This is a genomic window from Mesorhizobium shangrilense (assembly GCF_040537815.1).
GTDB lineage: Bacteria > Pseudomonadota > Alphaproteobacteria > Rhizobiales > Rhizobiaceae > Mesorhizobium > Mesorhizobium shangrilense.
Genome location: NZ_JBEWSZ010000001.1, coordinates 966,196 through 985,044, shown reverse-complemented (window position 1 = coordinate 985,044; position 18,849 = coordinate 966,196). Strand labels below are relative to the sequence as shown.

Here is an 18,849-nt window from a genome sequence, read left to right as displayed (position 1 = left end):
TCATCGCACTTGGCAAAGCAGCGGTCCTTCCGCGATGACCGCCTATCTCCTCAAGCGCCTCGTTATCGCCGCGCTCACCCTGGTGCTGGCCTCCATGGTGGTGTTCGCCGTGCTGGAGATCCTTCCGGGAGATCCGGCGCGGCTGATGCTGGGCATGAATGCCAGCGCCGACCAGGTCGAGCTGCTGCGCGACCAGATGGGCCTCAACGCGCCCCTCATCCACCGTTACCTGCACTGGGCCGGCGGTTTGCTGAGCCTGGATTTCGGCCGCTCCTACACCTATTCGGTGCCGGTCATCGATCTCGTGCGCGAACGGCTCGTCGTCTCGCTGCCGCTGGCGCTGATCGCGCTCGCGCTCTCCACCATCATCGCCATTCCCGTCGGCCTGTTCTCCGCCGGCCGGCGTGGCCGGATCGGCGACACGATGACGATGGGCGCCGCGCAACTTGGCGTCGCCGTGCCGAACTTCTGGTTCGCGCTGATGCTGATCTATCTTTTCGCTGTCTGGCTGCGGCTGGTGCCGGCGGGTGGCTTTCCCGGCTGGAGCGCCGGGGCATGGCCGGCGCTGAAGGCACTGCTGCTGCCGGCGGTCGCGCTTGCACTGCCGCAGGCCGCGATTCTTGCCCGAGTGACCCGCTCGGCGCTGATCGAGGTGCTGAACGAGGATTATATCCGCACCGCCCGCGCCAAGGGCCTGCCCTACCGCGCCGTTCTTTGGAGCCATGCGCTGCGCAACGCGATGATCCCCGTGCTGACCATTCTTGGCCTGCAGTTCGCCTTCCTGCTTGCCGGCACCATCATCATCGAAAATGTCTTCTACCTGCCCGGGCTCGGCCGGCTGGTGTTCCAGGCGATCACCCAGCGTGACCTGATCGTGGTCGAAAGCGTCGTCATGCTGCTGGTTGCCGCGGTCATCGCCGTCAACCTGCTCGTCGACCTTTCCTACGCGGTCGTTGATCCGCGACTGAGAAGCCGCCAATGACACTGCACATCGACATCCCCGAGGAGACCTTCAGCGGCATCCTGGCCAAGGCATTCAAGAATACCGCGTTCGTTGCCGGCTTCGTCATCACCCTGCTGGTCCTGGCAATGGCTGTGGTCTCGTATGTCTGGACGCCATACGACGTCACCAGGCTGATCATCGCCGACAAGACGCAGGCGCCTTCGCTCGCGCACTGGTTCGGCACCGACCATTTCGGTCGTGACATCCTGTCGATGATCATGGTCGGCGCCCGCAACTCGATCGCCGTGGCGTTGGTCGCCGTCGGCATCGGCATGGGCGTCGGCGTGCCTCTCGGCGCCTTTGCCGCCGCGCGTGGCGGTCTTGTCGACGAAGCGCTGATGCGCATCAACGATCTCGTCTTCGCCTTCCCTGCCCTGCTCTCGGCCATCATGATCACCGCCATCTTCGGGCCGGGCGCGGTCAATGCGATCATTGCCATCGGCATCTTCAACATACCGGTGTTCGCGCGTGTCGCCCGCGCGGGCGCACTGGCGATCTGGCCACGCGAATTCATCCTTGCCGCGCGAGCCGCCGGCAAGGGCAGGACGCTCATCACCATCGATCATGTGCTGCCCAACATCGCCACGCTGTTGCTGGTACAGGGAACCATCCAGTTCGCGCTGGGCATTCTGGCCGAGGCCGGGCTTTCTTATGTGGGCCTAGGTGCCCAGCCGCCGATGCCGAGTTGGGGCCGCATGCTGTTCGACGCGCAGACACGCATGGTCATGGCGCCGTGGATGGCGATCTTTCCCGGCATGGCGATCGTCATCACCGTTCTCGGGCTGAATCTGCTGGGCGACGGCATCGCCGATATCATCGATCCGAAATCGCGGCGGCAGCGATGAGCCTGCTGGAAATCCAGGACCTGTCGCTCACCATCGGCGACACGCCGATCCTGAAGGGGATCGAACTTTCCGTGGCGCCCGGCGAAGTGATGGGGCTGGTCGGCGAATCCGGTTCCGGAAAATCGATGACCGCGCTGACGCTGATGCGGCTTCTGCCCCATGCCGCGCGCGCTAGCGGGCGCGTTACATTCGACGGGATCGACATACTTGCCGCGACCGAGGACCAGATGTGCGCGCTGCGCGGCGACGACATCGGCATGATCTTCCAGGAGCCGATGACGGCGCTCAATCCGGTCAAGACCATCGGAGAGCAGGTTGCCGAAGGCATACGCTGGCACACCAAGGCAAGCCGCGCCAGCGCCGAGGACCGCGCGCGAAAAATGCTCGACCGCGTCGGCCTGCCCGAAGCGCAATTCCCGCTGTCGCGCTACCCGCATGAACTGTCCGGCGGCCAGCGCCAGCGCGTCGTCATCGCCATCGCCTGTGCGTTGAAGCCGAAGCTGCTGATCGCCGATGAGCCGACCACGGCGCTGGACGTGGTGCTGCAGGCGCAGATCCTCGACCTCCTGCGCGACCTTGTCGCCGAAAACCATATGGGGCTGCTGCTGATCTCGCATGACCTGGCGGTCGTGACTGAAATGGCGGATCGCATCACCATCCTGCGTCGCGGCGAAGTGATGGAGGCAGGCGACACGGCGCGTACCCTGTCGGAACAACTTCATCCCTATACGCGCCAGCTGGCGCAGGCCTCGATGCATGTGCCGGCGCGCGCCCGGCCGCACAATGCCGGATCGACAACGCCTTTGCTGGACGTCGAAGGCGTCACGCGGGATTATCCTGGCCGACGCACATCCCTGTTCAGGCGCGCGGTGCCGATCCGCGCTGTCGACGACGTTTCCCTGTCGATAGCGCCGGGCCAATCGGTGGCGCTGGTCGGACGTTCCGGTTGCGGCAAGTCAACGCTTGCCCGCATCATCCTGGCGCTGGACCGGCCGACGTCCGGAGCGATCCACTTCAAAGGCCAGGGCATCACCGGCAAGAACGAGGCCGAACTCAAGCCGGCGCGGCGCGACATGCAGGTGGTGTTCCAGGATCCTTACGGCTCCTTCGACCCACGCCAGAAAGTCGAGAAACTGGTCTCCGAGCCACTGCACGTCCTGGACAGGAAGCCGACAAAGGCCGAACGCTGCGAAATGGTGGCGCATGCCCTCCACGAGGTCGGCCTCGACGTCTCCGACATGGACAAATATCCGCATGAATTCTCAGGCGGCCAGCGCCAGCGCCTGTCGATCGCCCGCGCCATCATCACGCGCCCGAAACTTGTCGTCGCCGACGAGCCGGTCTCCGCGCTCGACGTCTCGATCCGCGCCCAGATCCTCGACCTGTTCGCCGAGCTCAACCAGAAGCTCGGCATCGCCTATCTGTTCATCACCCATGACCTGACGGTCGCGCGCGCCATCACCGACGAGGTGCTGGTCATGCATGACGGCAAGATCGTCGAGCGCGGCAAGACCAACGAGGTGCTCGACCACCCGCAATCCGAGGCGGCCAAGGCGCTGGTCGCCGCCGCCCCCGATTTGCGCCGGGCTGTTGCGCGCCGAATGCAGGAACAGGGCTGAGCAGGGCTACTCGTTAGGCTTCACGACATCGACCGGGCTGATCTCCAGCAGGTCGAGCGTGCGGCGCAGGAGACGCACCTCGCTTTCGGCAAGCTGCGAATCCGCCTTGGCGATTTCCACCATGTGGCGGGCGAGCAGCTTGCGCCGCTCGATATCGAGCTCGCGAAACAGCGCGATGGCCTGCGAAGCATTGGTCTCGTAGCCGAAGTCGTTGAGATACTCGATGACCGCGTCGATGCTGGATTCGGGAATGTCGAAGGCGTCCTTGCAGATGCGCCTGAAGACATCCATTTCGCTTTCACTGACGGAACCGTCGGCAAGGATCATGCGAAACAGCATCAGCAATTCCGCCGACAGCACCGGATCGTCAGCCACCTTGCGCACGCCGGCGTCGCCGTCGAAGATCGAGCGTATCTGGTCCAGCAATGCGATCGCCATAAAGGTCCCTTTCGATTCGTCTGATGCATGTCGCTCAAAAGTGCGTAGCGGTTTTGAGACAACGACATGCATAAAAGCAAAGAATCCAAGCGCGCCGCCTGATTCCGTTCAGACGCGACGCGCTTGGAATAGGTAGCGCGGAATCGGCCTTGCGCAAACGGGGTCGGCGTGGTCGAACGCCTTCTGCCCTCAACGTCCGAACGCTCCCATCGATCCCATGTTCGATCTCGCCTCCCAGACCGTCGTCATGCTCGCCTTCGCGGCCTTTACCGCCGGCTTTGTCGATTCGATCGCCGGTGGCGGTGGCTTGATCACAGTGCCGGCGCTGCTGCTGGCCGGCTTCACCCCAGTCCAGGCGCTGGCCACCAACAAGCTGCAGGGCATGTTCGGTTCCGGCTCGGCGACAGTCCACTATGCTTCGAAGGGTCACGTCGACCTGCGCCGCCAACTTCCCTCGGCGCTGCTGGCCCTCATAGGAAGCGCGATCGGAGCCTTGCTGGCAACGATCGTGCCCGGCGATCTCCTGCGGGCTCTCCTGCCCATCGTCCTGATCGCCATCGCCATCTACTTCGCCGTCAAGCCCAACATGAACGACGTCGACCGCGCCGAGCGGCTCTCGCCGTTCCTGTTCGGGTTGACCATTGTACCGGTTGTGGGTTTCTACGACGGGCTGTTCGGACCGGGGGCCGGCTCCTTCTACATGCTCGCATTCGTTGCGCTGGCCGGCTACGGCGTGCTGAAGGCAACGGCGCACACCAAGCTGCTCAACTTCGCCTCCAACATCGGCGGCTTCATCGTCTTCGCGGCCTTTGGCGTTGTCTACTGGAAGATCGGCCTGATGATGGGTGTCGCCCAATTCCTCGGCGCCCGTCTCGGCGCGAGCCTTGCCATGCGCATTGGCGCGAAACTGATCAAGCCGCTGCTGGTAATCGTCTGCCTGGCATTGGCGGTCAAGCTGCTGGCCGATCCGACCAACCCATTGCGCGCTCTGATTGCTGGTATGTGAATGCGCCCCTGATAGAATGTGAGCGTACGAATCATGTCAGTCGGCGGTCTGACATGAGCTGATGGGGATCAGTTTCATCTATTGCATTGTGCCGGCTTCACCGCCGAGCACTCCAATCTCAGGCAACTCGGAGCGCCCGGCCAAAAGCCGGGCGCTTTTGATTCTGGTCGATGGTCTGCTAGATTCCAGATCATGCCAAGCGAGATGCAACGCCAGAAGGAACAGGACCGGTCCATCGCCGGTCGCTTCGAGATGCTGCGGCGGGTTCCTGACTCGAGGCTTGCGGGCGTTGTTACCGACATCTGCTTCTATCGCGAAACGGCGCCCGGCCATTTCCGCAACACCGAATACGCATCGCTGACGGTGCCGCTGGTGATCAGCTTTGCGGAGCCCTTCGCCATCGGGCTCGGCAAGAACCCCGGTGACAATGATCGCTTTGCCAGTTTTGCCGCCGGCCTCTATGCCGGACCGGTTGTGATCGAATCCTTCGGCGGCGCCTGCTGCGTCCAGGTCAATTTCACGCCGCTAGGCGCACGCCGTTTCTTCAGCCGGCCAATGAGCGAACTGACCGACAGCATGGTTGTGCTGGATGACGTACTCGGCACTGAGGGGATGGCGCTGCGCGAAAGGCTTGGCAATACGCCGGACTGGACGGCGCGTTTCGATCTGGCCGAAGCCTTCGTCACCAGTCGGCTAGCCAAAGCCAAGGAAATGCCGGCCGAAATTGCCTGGGCCTATGACAGCATCATCGCGTCTGGTGGCCGCACGCGCATTTCATCGATTGCCGACAATCTGGGCTGGAGCCGCAAACATCTCGCCGTCAGCTTTTCCGATGCGATCGGTGTCGGCCCCAAGACGCTGTCACGCATCGTCCGCTTCAACCGTGCGCTTGGCCTGTCGAGGCAGCAGTCAAGTGACTGGGCGGATATCGCCGCCGATTGCGGCTATGCCGACCAGGCGCATCTGGTGCGCGAATTCCGCGACCTCGCTGGCGAGACGCCAACCGCGCTCACGGTCCGGGCATAGATCGCCAGGTAACATTTCTTCAAGACGCCGGAACGGCCGTCGCTCAGAGTGGGTCATCGACCAACCAGATGAAGGAGGCAGTCATGCCCACAACCACCGAACCGCCCCGGCTCTACCCTGCGCTGCGCTACCGGAACGCGGCAAAAATGATCGACTGGCTCGGCGAAGCCTTTGGTTTCAGCGTGCGCGCCAATTATGGCGAAGGCAACGTCGTTCATCACGCCGAACTGGTCCTCGGCTCATCGATGATCATGCTGGGCACGATGCGCGACGACGACTACGGCAAGATGGTCGGCGAGCCCGGCACAGGCGGCGGCAAGTCGATCTACATTGCCGTCGAGGACGCCGACGCCGCCTATGCCCGCGCCAAGAAAGCCGGCGCCGTGATCATCCAGGAACTGGTCGACCGCGACTATGGCAGCCGCGAGTTCATCTGCCGCGACCCTGAAGGCAATGTCTGGTCCTTCGGCACTTATTGGCCGAAGGCGAGTGAGAACGCCTGAACCGACCGCACGGCACAAGGGGCTAGGATTGGCTGAAGCATCCCCAACTTCGTCATCCCTGGGCGAAGCAGGAGCGAAGCTCCGTCGCGGAGACCCTGGGATGACGAAGCGGTGGGCGATCTTGCTAAGCGCAAACGTATGTAGTTCGTCGACGCAAGTATCCAGCCGTCAAAACTTCTATACCGACGCTACCTGGCCAGGCCAAATATCGCGTCGCAGTCGAGATGAACCTCCAGCTCGGCGGCGACGTCGTCCAGCGCCCGTTCGACCTCGGCGCGGTAGTCGAGGCCACCGCCTTTGACGCCCAGGCTTTCGAGGAATTTGCCGCGAAAGGCGTCGGCGGAAAACAGGCCGTGCATATAGGTGCCCAGCACCTTGCCATCGGCGGAGGTCGCGCCGTCATCGGCGCCGTTGATGACAGCGGAAGGCCGAAGCGTGTCCGGGCCGGTGGTGCGGCCGAGGTGGATCTCGTAGCCTTCCAGCGGCAGGTCGAATGGCACTGAGCGCGCTGTGACGTTGCGCACGGTCTTCTCCGGCTCCATCACCGTTTCGATGTCGAGCAGGCCGAGCCCCTCGGCTTCGGTAACGCTGCCCTCGATGCCCTGCGGATCGCGCACGATCCGGCCCAGCATCTGGAAGCCGCCGCAGATACCGACGACATGGCCGCCGCGCTTGCGGTGTGCCAGCAAGTCTCGATCCCAGCCGTTCTCTCGAAACTTTATGAGGTCGCCGATCGTCGACTTGGAGCCGGGAATGACCACCAGTCCGGCATCTCCCGGCAGCGGCTTCCCGGGCGGCACGAACACCACCTCGACTTGCGGCTCGGCCTTGAGCGGGTCGAGATCGTCGAAATTGGCGATGCGGCCGAGCATCGGCACCGCCACCTTAAGTGCTCGCTTCTCGCCGGACGCCAACCGTTCGAGCACCACGGAATCCTCCGAAGGCAGCCGTGCCGCCGCCTTCAGCCAAGGCACGACGCCAAAACAGCGCCAGGCGGTGAAACGCTCGATCGCTTTGATGCCGTCATCGAACAGCGAGACGTCGCCCCGGAACTTGTTGATGAGATAGCCCACGATCATACGCCGGTCCTCCTCCGGGAGGATCAGATACGTGCCGGCGACCGAGGCGATGACGCCGCCGCGATCTATGTCGCCGACCAGCACCACCGGCACATTGGCCCGCGTCGCAAAGCCCATATTGGCGATGTCGTGGCTGCGCAGGTTGATCTCGGCTGGCGAGCCGGCGCCCTCGACGATGACGAGGTCGGCACCCTCGCCGACCTTCGCCCAAGAATCCAGCACGGCATCCATCAGCCGCCCCTTCAGCGCCTGATAGTCGCGCGCACGCGCCTCGCCAAACACCTTGCCCTGTACGATGACCTGCGCGCCGACATCCGTTTGCGGCTTGAGCAGCACCGGGTTCATGTGGACGGTCGGCGCCACGCCGCAGGCGATCGCCTGCAGCCATTGCGCGCGGCCGATCTCGCCGCCGCCATGGTTGTTGTCGCCGGGGATGTCGGCGACTGCGGCGTTGTTCGACATGTTCTGCGGCTTGAACGGCCGTACCTTGAGCCCGCGCTTTTTCGCGGCGCGACACAGGCCCGCGACCAGCACCGTCTTGCCGACATCGGAACCGGTGCCCTGTAGCATGATGGCCCTGGCCATTATGCCCTGCCCTGCGCGACGGTTCCGGTGATCGTCGATTTCGCGGCAAGCGGCCCACCGCGCCAGATATAGACAGCCAGCAGCGGCTCCCGTCCGGTGCGCATGGCGTGGTTGACGTTCGAGGCGTGGTGGACGACCTCTCCGGCCTCGCGAACGCGGAAATCGCCCTCGCCCATGCGCCACTCGGTGCCGCCGGTCAGTGGAATGTAGATTTCCTCGGCGACGTGATGATGGTCGGGATAGACGATGTCAGGTCCAAGGATGAGCAGACCGGCGGCGACTTCGGCATTGGCAAAGTGACCGCGCATGCCCATCACTTCCAGCCAGCCATAATTGTCGATGAACGCCTTGCCGAAATCCGCTTCGCTGTAGGTCTGGCCCCAGCGGAGATCGCCACGGTGGTCCGCTACAAATCGCACCAGCGGCTTCGCATCCTCCGGCGCCAGGTCGACAACGCGATCGAGATGGCTGACGCAGGCAAGCGGATGCGGCTCAAGCGCGCGAGCCGGCATATCCCAGGCGATTCGCGCCACGGCATCGCGCACCAACGCGCTGTCGACACCAGCGAGATAGTCGTGGAACGTCTCGAGCAGTTCGTTGAAATTTGTCGTCATGGTCTCTTCCGGGCATCCATCCGCGCACAGCCGCTCCGCGGAAGGTCGGGTTGCGCGGCGGCATCATTGGTCTAGATTGGTGCCCGCGCAAAGCCAAAAACGACGGGCCAGCAGACTGGCTGGCCTCAGACATCAGGGAGCACGCCATGGACGCCGCGGTCGATGCGAGCACCAGCCAGTTCGAACTCAATGAGGAGCAGCGCGCCATACAGGAAATGGCCGAAGCGTTCGCCGCCGACCGTGTCGCGCCGAATGCGCTCGACTGGGATCGCAGGAAACACTTTCCTGCCGATGTAATCCGCGAAACCGGGCCGCTCGGCCTCGGCGGCATCTATGTCCGCGACGATGTCGGCGGCTCGGCGCTCGGCCGGCTGGACGCCGTGTTGATCTTCGAGGCGCTTTCCCGCGCCGACCCGGCCTTTTCGTCCTTCATCTCGATCCACAACATGGTGGCGTCGATGATCGATCGTTTTGGCAATGACGAGCAGCGCCGACGCTTCCTGCCGAAACTGACCTCGATGGAATGGCTGGCCAGCTATTGCCTGACCGAGCCGGGTTCGGGCTCCGACGCCGCCGCATTGAAGACGCGCGCTGTGAAGAGCGGCGGCGACTATGTGCTGAACGGCACCAAGCAGTTCATCTCCGGCGCCGGCGACAGCGATGTCTACGCCGTCATGGTGCGCACCGGCGCCGACGGACCGAAGGGCATTTCCACCATCGTCGTGCCGAAGGACGCGCCCGGCCTTTCCTTCGGCGCCAATGAACACAAGATGGGCTGGCACATGCAGTCGACCCGCCAGGTCATCTTCGAGGACTGCAAGGTGCCCGCTGAAAACCTGCTCTCGACCGAGGGCGCCGGCTTCGGCATCGCCATGGCGGGGCTGGACGGCGGCCGGCTGAACATCGCTGCCTGTTCGCTGGGCGGCGCGCAATCGGCGCTCGACAAGGCGCTGTCCTACACGGCCGAGCGCAAGGCTTTCGGCTCGAAGATCAACCAGTTCCAGGCGCTGCAGTTCAGGCTCGCCGACATGGAGACAGAGCTGCAGGCGGCGCGCATCTTCCTCTATGCTGCCGCCTCAAAACTTGACCGCAAGGCGCCGGATGCCGGCAAATGGTCGGCCATGGCCAAGCGCTTTGTCACCGACACCGGCTTCAACGTCGCCAATGACGCGCTGCAACTGCTCGGCGGTTATGGCTACCTGCACGACTACGGCATCGAGAAACTGGTCCGGGATTTGCGCGTCCACCAGATTCTCGAAGGCACCAACGAGATCATGCGCGTCATCATCGCACGCGCCCTGATCGGCCGCTGAAGCCAGAAATTCCGGGAGAGAGACAATGACGACGATCGCCTTCATCGGCCTCGGCAATATGGGCAATCCAATGGCCGCCAACCTCGTCAAGGCGGGCCATACGGTGCACGGCTTCGACCTTATGCCTGAGAATCTGGCGGTCGCGCGCGACCAAGGCGTCGTCGTCATGGCCAACGCACTTGCAGCCGTGAAGGACGCCGATGTCGTCATCACCATGCTGCCGGCCGGCAAGCACGTGCTCTCTGTCTATGAGGATATCGCGCCCAAGGCGAAAAAAGGCGCGCTGTTCATCGACTCGTCGACAATCGACGTCGAATCGGCGCGCAAGGCGCACGCCGTCGCCAGCAAGCATGGGTTGCTGTCGATCGACGCGCCGGTTTCGGGCGGCACCGGCGGCGCGACCGCCGGCACGCTGACCTTCATGGCCGGCGGCTCGAAGGATGCTTTCGCCAGGGCCGAGCCGATCCTCAAGCCGATGGCCGGCCGCATCGTGCATTGCGGCGACGACGGCGCCGGCCAGGCTGCGAAAATCTGCAACAACATGATCCTCGGCATTTCGATGATCGGCGTCGCCGAAGCCTTCGTGCTGGCGGAAAAGCTCGGCCTCTCGCATCAGGCGCTGTTCGATGTCGCTTCGACCTCGTCGGGCCAATGCTGGTCGCTGACCACCTATTGCCCGGTGCCCGGCCCGGTGCCGACCTCGCCCGCCAACAAGGACTACAGACCGGGCTTTGCAGCGGCCTTGATGCTGAAGGATTTGAAGCTGGCGCAGGAAGCGGCGCAAGGCGCGGGCGCGGTGACGCCACTTGGGGCCGAGGCGGCGCAGCTCTATGCCCTGTTCAACGCCCAGGGACATGGCGGCGCCGATTTCTCCGGGATAATTAATTTTCTGCGCGGGAACCCAGCGTAACCAACGGATTTGACGGACTTTTTCCGGGTCCTTCCGGCAGAAAGACCGCAAATTTAGATTTGCTTAAGCTCTCGATAACCCCCCGGTAACGATGTCCCTATAAAACGGATGGCGAGGCGGACATATCGCATCCGCCCGGCGCTCCGGATCAGGTCTCGCGTACCGGAGCCCGTAAGTTTCGCCAAGTGTTCGAGTAGCGAAGCGCCATGCGTATCTGGCAAAGCCGCGTTCCCGCTGGAGCGCGGTTTTTGCATTTCCGCCACCTATACTGCCGCGCCTGGCCTATATCCCGATTGCCGCATTCGGAACCGGCACATGATCTTCGTTGATCAGGACGATCGGGGCATCGACGCCGTCCACCCTGACAACAAGCAGGCGCGTGCTCCATTTGCCAGCGGTGCGGACGGCGTTTGAGAATACGGTGCCTTTGCCTTTGCTGCCATGGATCGGAATGCTGAACTGAGCGTCACCGGAGCCGTTCACGTTGACGTTGATATGGCCGCCGACCCAGAAATTATCTGCCAGATCATCACCTATGGCGGCCTTGACCCGATCGTCGGCCCGGACGGCGTCCATGGTCATGTGATAGGCGTCGCTGCCTTTCAGGATGTAGGGAACGCTGCCGACCGTGGCCGCGCAGCCCCCGATCCCGACCACCCAGACGACCAGTCCGGCAATTGCCCAATTGCGTTGCGTCTTGCGGAACTGCTCGGCATCGCGCCACGCACGGTTCCGCCAGGCCCAGCGGCTCCCGCGTGAGCCCAGCACGATGATCATGATGATGTTGACGACGGGTATCAACGCGAGCAGCGCGATGAAGGTGCTGTTGCCGACACCCCAGATCCAGTTGAGGAAGAAAGCGCCCCAGTTTCAGCGGTCAAGCTCGGCCGGAATTTCGGCGGGCTCGTTGAGCGGTTGTCCGGCCATGATGTCCCCCAGCGGCGAATGTGCCTTGGCGGGGTTCTAGCGCATGACCACGAAAAACTGGAATCGGTTTTTATTCTATCGACCTTGGTTTTCAGGTCTTTGTCGACAGCCGGCGAAAATTCGCTTTCACGGCAACGCTTGCCGGCTTCAGCGCGGCGTTGAAGGATCGCTCCGCCGCAATACCGTTGAACAGCGACGGCGTGCGTCCGGAAAACACTTCCGGCCAGAAGCGCGATGCCGAATGAAGCAGCGACATCTGCGCCGCGAATGCGCCTTCGGCCATCGCGACGGTCTTCTCGTTCACCGCGCGGGCGGTCTCCGTGCCCCACGGCCGGCTACTGCCTGCATCCATGGCCATCATCGGCAGGCGCATCATCGCCACCAGCGGCGCCAGCATCAGGTCACCGCCGATGCTGGCTGCTTCTTGCACGCGTCGGCTCTTGCCGGTCTTTCTCATGGAAACGAACCCCTTGTCGCAGCCGATATGGCCACTGCGTATCACACTACGCGCGGAAGACAGCATCGTTCCCAGTTGCGACAGTATGGGACTCAAGACCGGGCGTCCTGACGGAGAACGCCCGGTCGAGGTTCACTGTCTAGCGCTTGCGCAGATCCGCCTGCGCCAGGTCGAGCGCCTTGGAGATGCGATCGCAGGCCATGTCGATCGTGTCGCGGGTCCAGATCAGCGGCGGCGACAGGATCATCGTGTCGCCGGTGGCGCGCAGCATCATGCCCTGCGCGATCGCATGATCACGCACGACGACCGCCGCGCTGCCCGACGGCAGGAAACGCTCTTTCGTCGCCTTGTCCTTGACGATCTCGATCGCCCCCATCAGACCGATCGAACGGACCTCGCCGACCAAGTCATGCCCGGCGATACGCTCCTGCAATGCATGGGCGAAATACGGACCGGTGTCGTCCCGGACGCGGTCGACCAGCCCTTCCCGCTCGATGATCTCGAGGTTCTTCAGCGCCACGGCACAGGCCACCGGGTGTCCGGAATAGGTGTAGCCGTGGTTGAACTCGCCGCCCTTCTCGACCAGCGTCCGAGCGATGCGGTCACCGACCAGCAGCGCCGACAGCGGCTGGTAGCCGGAGGTCAGCGCCTTGGCCGTGGTGATGGTGTCCGCCTCGACGCCGAAGGTCTGCGCCGCGAACCATTCGCCGGTGCGGCCGTAACCGGTGATGACTTCGTCCAGCATCAGCAGGACATCATATTTGCGGCAGATGCGCTGCACTTCCGGCCAGTAGCTCAACGGCGGTATCTTCACCCCGCCTGCCCCCATCACCGGCTCGCCGATGAAGGCGGCAACCTTGTCGGCGCCGGCTTCCAGGATAGCATCCTCGACGGCCTTTGCCGCGCGCAGGCCGAAATCATGATCGCTCTCGCCCGGTAGAGCCAGCTCATAGGCGTAGGGCATCATCACATGGACGATGTTGGGGACCTCGCCGCCGAGCTGCTTGTGCATGGAATCCATGCCGCCGAGGGAAGTGCCAGCAACCGTCGAGCCGTGATAGCCCATCTTGCGCGAGATGATGCGGTTCTTTTCCGCCTTGCCTTCCAGTGCCCAGTAGTGGCGGACCAGACGCAGCGCCGTGTCGTTCGCCTCTGAGCCGGAGGAACCATAAAACACCTGGTTGATGTTCTTCGGCGCGATCTCGGCCAGTTTCTTGGACAACAGTACCGGTGTCGGGGTCGAGCATTTGAAGAAGGAGTTGTAGTAGGGCAGCTCCTTCATCTGCGCGTAGGCGGCGTCGGCCAGTTCGTCGCGGCCATAGCCGATGTTGACGCACCACAGGCCGGCCATGCCGTCGAGGATTTCAGCCCCTTCGGAATCGTAGATGAACGGGCCGTTGGCGTGGGTGATGATGCGCGAGCCGGCTTCACGCAGTTCCTTGTGGTCGGTGAACGGGTGGAGATGGTGCGCGGCGTCGATCTGCTGAAGCTGCTTCAGCGAATAGTTCTGATAGGTCATGGAAATCTTTCCTCTTGGAATCAATCCGGCTGAGCCGGGGCGGATTCGTCAGAGGCAGGCGGGAGGCGAATAGCCGATGCGGGCGCACAGCCGCAGAAGCTCGGCGCGCAGCGTCCGCGGTGACGGTGTCACCGCGACCCTAAACGTCCGAGCCCCAATGAGGCTGGCCAATACCACGACAGGAGCCATGAGGACCACCTTAGAGCAAAGGACGCTCGAGGTGAACATCCTTTGCTCGAATCGTCTGCGTCACGAGCTCAAGTTTTTGCGGTCAGCGCCCTCTGCAGGAATACATACTTCATCGCGGTCTGCGCCGCCTGCGGTCGGCGGTCGCCGCGTCCGCCATGTCCGCCCTCGGTCTCCTCGAAGAACAGCGTCTTGTCATGCCCGGCTTCCTGCAGGCGGGCGGCCATCTTGCGCGCATGACCGGGATGCACCCGGTCATCAGCGGTCGATGTCGTCAGCAGAACCGGCGGATAGTCGGCATCGGCATTGACATGCTGGTAGGGCGAATAGGCGGAAAGCCACTTCGCGTCTTCCGGTTTTGAAGGATCGCCATACTCAGCCATCCAGGAGGCCCCTGGCGGCAATTCGGTGTAGCGCAGCATGTCGAGCAGCGGCACCTCGATGATAACAGCGCCGAAAAGCTCGGGATGCTGCGTCAGCGAAGCACCGGTCAGCAGACCGCCATTCGAACCACCCTGGATGCCAAGCGAAGCCGCCGTGGCAATGCCGCGTTTCACGACATCCTGCGCGACCGCCGCGAAATCGTCGAACGCGTTCTGGCGCTTGCCCTTGAGCGCGGCCTGATGCCAGGCCGGGCCGAACTCGCCGCCGCCGCGAATGCAGGCCTGCACATAGGCATTGCCCTTCTCCAGCCACAGCCTGCCGCGCACACCGGCATAGCCGGGCAGCAGCGGCACTTCGAAGCCGCCATAACCATAGAGCAGCGTCGGCACCGGGCCTTTCTGGTCGCGCCGCCGGACGACGAAGTACGGGATCATCGTGCCGTCCTTCGAGCGCGCCTCGAACTGCTCGGAGATCAGCGGCGAGGCATCGAAACGCGCCGGCTGCGACTTTACGGTGGCCAGCGTCTCGCCATTGTCATCCGACCAGATGATCGAGCTTGGCGTCAGGAAATCGGTGAACGAGAACGAAACGCTGGAGCCGAAATGTTCGGCATGGCTGATGCCGACATTGCCGTTTTCGGGCAACGCGACCGGCCGCAGCGACCAGGCGTCGTCCTTGCGCTCGCAGACGATGACCTTGCCGCGCACATTGTCCATCATGTTGATGAACAGCCGGTCCTGGGTTCGCGCAAGGCCGGCGATCGAGACGCGATATGCCGGCGCGAACAGGGTTTCGATGGCGCCTAGCTCACCGGTTTCGATCCAATTCACGAAATCGAGCGAATAAAGCCCGTCGGGCTGGCACGCCGTGCCATCCGGCGCCGTCCATGGAGTGCGCACCCCAAACACCAGCTGGTCCTTGAACAGCGCCGTGTCGGTGACGTCGTCGGGCAGTGGAATGCGCCTGTTTTCGCCTGACGGGAGATGCAGGAAACTGTGCGACGCGAAGAAATCGAGCGTTCGCGCCAGGAACACATGGCGCCTGTCGCCATCGAACTCGACCCCGGCACCGACGGCAAGATCCTCTTTCTGTGCCTCGAAGATCGACGTGGCGTCTTCCAGCTTCGTGCCACGCTTCCACAGCTTGATGACGCGCGGATAACCGGACTGCGTCTTGTCATCCTCCTCGAAGGCCGCCGAGACGATGACCGTGTCCTCGTCCAGCCAGCCAAAACCCGACTTCGAGGCAGGAGCGCGAAACCCATTCTCGACAAACGCCTTTGTCTCGATGTCGAATTCGCGCATCTCGCTGGCATCGCCGCCGTCCGGCGACATCGACAGCAGGCACCGGTTGAAGTCCGGATAGAGCCGGCTGGCACCGCTGAACACCCACTTTATCCCCTCCTTCGACGCAAGCTGGTCGAAGTCGATGATCGTTTCCCAATCGGGCTTTTCGGTCTTGTAGGAAGCAACCGTCGTGCGGCGCCACAGGCCAAGCGCATTGGTCTTGTCCTGCCAGAAATTATAGACATGGCCCTTGAGCGCGGCTCCGACGGCGATGTTGTCTTCGGCCGTCATCAGGTCCAGCGCCGTCTCGAACGACGCCTGATAGGACGGATCGCCCTGCAACTGACCGACCGTGACCTCGTTCTGGCGATGCACCCAGTCGAGCGACGGCGTGGCTGTCCTGTCCTCCAGCCAGAGGAACGGGTCTTCAATGCTGGATTCTGGCTTGGCGATGGGCTTGGTCATGGAATCTCCGATAGGCAAGGCTTCGGCATGCAACATCGACATGCCCGGTCCGATATTCAATAGCCGCGGCACCTCGGCCGAGGAATCAGGCTTTCCTGCGACCAACCACACTCGCAACCGCCAGCGCCAGGCACAGCAGGCCAAGCGTGAGCGGCAGGCCACCGGCGCCCAGCACATCCATCGTGCTTCCCGTCAGTGGCGGCACAGAAATGCCGCCGACGCCCCACATCAGCGCGAAGGCGGCGTTGCCTGCGATCAATGTCGAACCGGTGAAACGGTCGCCGAGCTCGATGATCGACATCGTGTAGATGCCGTAGGATACCGCTCCCCAGACAAAGACCATCGGCCAGATCAGCGGTGTTTCGATCAGAACCGGCAGGAGAGCGCATCCGAGCACCGTAATTGCTATGCAGATCAGCCGTACAAGCCGCGCCGTCAGCCTTTCCGCCAACAAACCGAGCGGCACCTGCATGGCGATATTGCCGGCAATCATCACCGAAAGCAGTGCCGACATACGGGTCTCGGTGATGCCGTAATGCGTGCCATAGACCGGCAACAGTGCCAGCACCCCTTGTTCGAAACCGGCGGCAACCACGACCGAAAACAATAAAAGCCAGGCCAGCGGAACGAACCCCAGGACGGAAACCCGGTGTCCTGCCTCGCCCACCTTGGGCAAGCGCGGCAGCACCGAGACCAGGCAGATGCCGCAGAGCACGAAGGCGGAAATGCCGACAAGAAATGGCGGCCAGCCCTCGGTGCCGACGGCGAGCAGGCAAAGCGGTCCTGCCGCGAAACCGGCTGAAATGATCGTCGAATAGACGCCCATCAGGCGACCGCGCCGCGCCGGCGGCGCCAGCGCGATCACCCATATTTCGCTGAGCACGTAGAGCGGATTGGTCACCATCCCGATCAGGAAGCGCAGGGGAAACCACAGATAGACATTCTGCGTCCAGCCGATCAGCGCCAGCACGATTGCCGAAAGCACCGCACAGGTGAGCGCCGTTCGCCCTGCCCCGAACCGCCGCGCCAATGCCGGGATCAGCGGCGACGAGACGATGAAGCCGATCGGCGTCATCGCCGCCGACAGTCCGATCATGGCGGGCGATTCGCCCTGGCGCTGCAGGATGAAGCTCAACAGCGGATAGGAGAGCCCCTGTGCGATGGCGAACACCGACACCGTCGCGATCACGCCGGTGATCGCGGCCCATTGCATTCCCGCCTCGCTGTCGCTCGAACCGGCCGCTACCATCTCGTCATCCACTGTGAATTGCCGCTCTCCCTCGGCGAATCATCCAGCTATCTCTAGGATTTAGAGAACGAAAGGGCCGCGCGGCGAAATCCGCTTGCGCCACGGGCTCAGGACTTGCGTCGCACCGAAGACCGGTAAAGCGCGAAGACCACCAGGAGCACATCGAGCCCGACGATCACCGCGGGCAGGCCGAGCGGGCCGATCGCCTGCATGAGCGCGCCGGCGGTTGGCGGTCCGACAATGCCGCCGGCGCCCCACATCAGGGCGAACGCCGCATTGCCGGAGACAAGTGCCGATCCCTTGAACCGGCTGCCCAGCTCGACCAGCGCCATCGTGTAGACGCCGTAGCCGACCGCGCCCATGACCAGCAGCACGACCCATATCAACGGCGTCGTGATCAGCAAGGGCAGCAGGACTGCGCAGACGGCTGTCGCGACCGCGCAGGCGATGATCATCGCCCGGCCGCCAAAACGCTCCGCCAGCAGGCCGAGCGGGATCTGCAGGAAGATGTTGCCCAGCGACAGCACCATGACCAGCGCGGCGAGTACCGCTTCAGGCAGACCATAGCCGGAGCCGAAGACCGGGATCAGCGCATAGGTGCTCTGCTGGACTGCGGCTGAAACCAGCACCGCGAACAGCAGCGCCGGCGCCAGCCTGGCGAAGCCGACAATGCCGCCGGAGGGCTGGCCATCGTCCTCGAAGCCGGCAAGGCTCGCCGAGACAGCGCGCAGGATCACCGCGCAGAGCACGAACCCGGCGATCCCGACGATGAAGGGAACCCATCCCGACGTCCCGACCGCGGTCAAGACCAGCGGCCCTGTCGCGTATCCGACCCCCAGCACGGAATTGAAGATGCCCATGACCCTGCCGCGCCGCGAGGGCGGCGCCAGTGACAACGCCCAGACCTCGCCAAGGATATAGAGCGGATTGATGATGACGCCGACAATGAAGCGGATGACGAACCACGCGACCCAGTCCTGCAGATAGCCGATGGCGAAGAAACAGAGCGCGCCGATCAGCGAGCAGCTGACGGCCAGCGTGCGGGCGCCGACGAGCCGGACCGCGGCCGGCACCAATGACGCCGAAAGAACCAGGCCGAGCGGCATCATCGCGGCGGAAAGACCGATCAGTGCCGGCGACATGCCCTGCTTCTGCATCAGCAGCGTGAACAGCGGCGAGCTCAGGCCTTGTGCCGCGCCGAACATGGCCAGCGCCGCTGTAACGCCGGCAAGGGCCGCCCATTGCAAGGGTGGTTCGGCTGTGTCGGTGGAAGAGGTCATTGCTGCTCGCGGTTGGAGATCGCAACAACCTACAGATCGAAAGCTGCCTGCGTAAGTTTCAGCACCGTCAAATCGGCGATCCAGCCACCTGCCCCACGGGCATGTCGCTTCCCTCGCCCTAGTGGTCGCCGCCTCCGCAATGGCCGGACAGCCGC

17 protein-coding genes are annotated in these 18,849 nt (G+C 63.5%); 8 read left to right on the top strand and 9 right to left on the bottom strand.

Going from position 1 to position 18,849, the window contains the following annotated elements; all coding sequences use genetic code 11:
- Positions 1-34 precede the first annotated feature (34 nt).
- From ABVQ20_RS05080 to ABVQ20_RS05070, 3 genes are read left to right on the top strand one after another with little or no spacing between them, the layout of a single operon-like run.
- Entirely contained in the window at positions 35-982 is a 948-nt protein-coding gene (locus tag ABVQ20_RS05080) for an ABC transporter permease (RefSeq protein WP_354458450.1), read from the top strand.
- The gene (locus ABVQ20_RS05075; protein ID WP_354458449.1) at positions 979-1,848 is read left to right on the top strand and encodes an ABC transporter permease; all 870 of its coding nucleotides are present in this window, start codon (positions 979-981) and stop codon (positions 1,846-1,848) included. The genes ABVQ20_RS05080 and ABVQ20_RS05075 overlap by 4 nt, the downstream gene beginning before the upstream one ends.
- The gene (locus ABVQ20_RS05070) at positions 1,845-3,467 is read left to right on the top strand and encodes an ABC transporter ATP-binding protein (protein WP_354458447.1); all 1,623 of its coding nucleotides are present in this window, start codon (positions 1,845-1,847) and stop codon (positions 3,465-3,467) included. Before ABVQ20_RS05075 ends, ABVQ20_RS05070 begins: the two co-directional genes overlap by 4 nt.
- A 6-nt stretch (positions 3,468-3,473) precedes the next feature.
- Here the strand turns inward: ABVQ20_RS05070 and ABVQ20_RS05065 are convergent, their stop codons facing one another.
- Complete coding sequence (locus ABVQ20_RS05065; RefSeq protein ID WP_354458446.1) at positions 3,474-3,905, bottom strand: TerB family tellurite resistance protein; 432 nt, start codon at positions 3,903-3,905, stop codon at positions 3,474-3,476.
- 217 nt (positions 3,906-4,122) lie between these two features.
- Here ABVQ20_RS05065 and ABVQ20_RS05060 point away from each other — a divergent pair, with 217 nt between their 5' ends.
- The 3 genes from ABVQ20_RS05060 (at position 4,123) to ABVQ20_RS05050 (ending at position 6,440) form a co-directional block, all read left to right on the top strand.
- The gene (locus ABVQ20_RS05060) at positions 4,123-4,911 is read left to right on the top strand and encodes a TSUP family transporter (RefSeq protein ID WP_354458444.1); all 789 of its coding nucleotides are present in this window, start codon (positions 4,123-4,125) and stop codon (positions 4,909-4,911) included.
- 192 nt (positions 4,912-5,103) lie between these two features.
- Positions 5,104-5,937 carry a helix-turn-helix domain-containing protein gene (locus ABVQ20_RS05055; protein ID WP_354458443.1) on the top strand — a complete coding sequence of 278 codons (834 nt, stop codon included), beginning with the start codon at positions 5,104-5,106 and terminating at the stop codon, positions 5,935-5,937.
- Between the two features lie 83 nt (positions 5,938-6,020).
- On the top strand, positions 6,021-6,440 hold the full coding sequence (locus tag ABVQ20_RS05050; RefSeq protein ID WP_354458441.1) for a VOC family protein: 420 nt from the start codon (positions 6,021-6,023) through the stop codon (positions 6,438-6,440).
- Between the two features lie 188 nt (positions 6,441-6,628).
- On the opposite strand, the gene ABVQ20_RS05045 is transcribed toward ABVQ20_RS05050, so the two are convergent.
- Entirely contained in the window at positions 6,629-8,104 is a 1,476-nt protein-coding gene (locus tag ABVQ20_RS05045; protein ID WP_354458439.1) for a cobyric acid synthase, read from the bottom strand.
- Positions 8,104-8,718, bottom strand: coding sequence for a dimethylsulfonioproprionate lyase family protein (locus tag ABVQ20_RS05040; RefSeq protein WP_354458438.1), 615 nt, complete (start codon positions 8,716-8,718; stop codon positions 8,104-8,106). Before ABVQ20_RS05040 ends, ABVQ20_RS05045 begins: the two co-directional genes overlap by 1 nt.
- 146 nt (positions 8,719-8,864) lie before the next feature.
- Here ABVQ20_RS05040 and ABVQ20_RS05035 point away from each other — a divergent pair, with 146 nt between their 5' ends.
- Positions 8,865-10,031, top strand: coding sequence for an isobutyryl-CoA dehydrogenase (locus tag ABVQ20_RS05035; protein WP_354458436.1), 1,167 nt, complete (start codon positions 8,865-8,867; stop codon positions 10,029-10,031).
- A 25-nt stretch (positions 10,032-10,056) separates the two neighbouring features.
- On the top strand, positions 10,057-10,941 hold the full coding sequence (gene mmsB / locus ABVQ20_RS05030; protein ID WP_354458434.1) for a 3-hydroxyisobutyrate dehydrogenase: 885 nt from the start codon (positions 10,057-10,059) through the stop codon (positions 10,939-10,941).
- A gap of 282 nt (positions 10,942-11,223) precedes the next feature.
- On the opposite strand, the gene ABVQ20_RS05025 is transcribed toward mmsB, so the two are convergent.
- From ABVQ20_RS05025 to ABVQ20_RS05000, 6 genes are all read right to left on the bottom strand, one after another.
- Positions 11,224-11,718 (bottom strand): cytochrome c oxidase assembly factor Coa1 family protein, encoded by a 495-nt coding sequence (locus ABVQ20_RS05025; RefSeq protein ID WP_354458432.1) that lies wholly within the window; start codon positions 11,716-11,718, stop codon positions 11,224-11,226.
- A gap of 241 nt (positions 11,719-11,959) precedes the next feature.
- Positions 11,960-12,325, bottom strand: coding sequence for a hypothetical protein (locus tag ABVQ20_RS05020; protein WP_354458431.1), 366 nt, complete (start codon positions 12,323-12,325; stop codon positions 11,960-11,962).
- Between the two features lie 139 nt (positions 12,326-12,464).
- Positions 12,465-13,844, bottom strand: coding sequence for an aspartate aminotransferase family protein (locus ABVQ20_RS05015; RefSeq protein ID WP_354458429.1), 1,380 nt, complete (start codon positions 13,842-13,844; stop codon positions 12,465-12,467).
- A gap of 257 nt (positions 13,845-14,101) precedes the next feature.
- Positions 14,102-16,165, bottom strand: coding sequence for a prolyl oligopeptidase family serine peptidase (locus ABVQ20_RS05010; RefSeq protein WP_354458427.1), 2,064 nt, complete (start codon positions 16,163-16,165; stop codon positions 14,102-14,104).
- An 85-nt stretch (positions 16,166-16,250) separates the two neighbouring features.
- The gene (locus ABVQ20_RS05005) at positions 16,251-17,414 is read right to left on the bottom strand and encodes an MFS transporter (RefSeq protein ID WP_354462128.1); all 1,164 of its coding nucleotides are present in this window, start codon (positions 17,412-17,414) and stop codon (positions 16,251-16,253) included.
- A 107-nt stretch (positions 17,415-17,521) separates the two neighbouring features.
- Entirely contained in the window at positions 17,522-18,694 is a 1,173-nt protein-coding gene (locus ABVQ20_RS05000; RefSeq protein ID WP_354458425.1) for an MFS transporter, read from the bottom strand.
- Positions 18,695-18,849 lie beyond the last annotated feature (155 nt).

Bases quoted from the DNA above. Each gene is read 5' to 3' on its own strand.
- ABVQ20_RS05025 (WP_354458432.1), bottom strand. From the start codon at position 11,718: ATGATCATCGTGCTGGGCTCACGCGGGAGCCGCTGGGCCTGGCGGAAC.
- ABVQ20_RS05035 (WP_354458436.1), top strand. From the start codon at position 8,865: ATGGACGCCGCGGTCGATGCGAGCACCAGCCAGTTCGAACTCAATGAG.
- ABVQ20_RS05075 (WP_354458449.1), top strand. From the start codon at position 979: ATGACACTGCACATCGACATCCCCGAGGAGACCTTCAGCGGCATCCTG.
- ABVQ20_RS05000 (WP_354458425.1), bottom strand. From the start codon at position 18,694: ATGACCTCTTCCACCGACACAGCCGAACCACCCTTGCAATGGGCGGCC.
- ABVQ20_RS05065 (WP_354458446.1), bottom strand. From the start codon at position 3,905: ATGGCGATCGCATTGCTGGACCAGATACGCTCGATCTTCGACGGCGAC.
- ABVQ20_RS05015 (WP_354458429.1), bottom strand. From the start codon at position 13,844: ATGACCTATCAGAACTATTCGCTGAAGCAGCTTCAGCAGATCGACGCC.
- ABVQ20_RS05080 (WP_354458450.1), top strand. From the start codon at position 35: ATGACCGCCTATCTCCTCAAGCGCCTCGTTATCGCCGCGCTCACCCTG.
- ABVQ20_RS05060 (WP_354458444.1), top strand. From the start codon at position 4,123: ATGTTCGATCTCGCCTCCCAGACCGTCGTCATGCTCGCCTTCGCGGCC.
- ABVQ20_RS05070 (WP_354458447.1), top strand. From the start codon at position 1,845: ATGAGCCTGCTGGAAATCCAGGACCTGTCGCTCACCATCGGCGACACG.
- ABVQ20_RS05005 (WP_354462128.1), bottom strand. From the start codon at position 17,414: ATGGTAGCGGCCGGTTCGAGCGACAGCGAGGCGGGAATGCAATGGGCC.
- ABVQ20_RS05010 (WP_354458427.1), bottom strand. From the start codon at position 16,165: ATGACCAAGCCCATCGCCAAGCCAGAATCCAGCATTGAAGACCCGTTC.
- ABVQ20_RS05045 (WP_354458439.1), bottom strand. From the start codon at position 8,104: ATGGCCAGGGCCATCATGCTACAGGGCACCGGTTCCGATGTCGGCAAG.
- ABVQ20_RS05055 (WP_354458443.1), top strand. From the start codon at position 5,104: ATGCCAAGCGAGATGCAACGCCAGAAGGAACAGGACCGGTCCATCGCC.
- ABVQ20_RS05040 (WP_354458438.1), bottom strand. From the start codon at position 8,718: ATGACGACAAATTTCAACGAACTGCTCGAGACGTTCCACGACTATCTC.
- ABVQ20_RS05050 (WP_354458441.1), top strand. From the start codon at position 6,021: ATGCCCACAACCACCGAACCGCCCCGGCTCTACCCTGCGCTGCGCTAC.
- ABVQ20_RS05020 (WP_354458431.1), bottom strand. From the start codon at position 12,325: ATGAGAAAGACCGGCAAGAGCCGACGCGTGCAAGAAGCAGCCAGCATC.
- mmsB (WP_354458434.1), top strand. From the start codon at position 10,057: ATGACGACGATCGCCTTCATCGGCCTCGGCAATATGGGCAATCCAATG.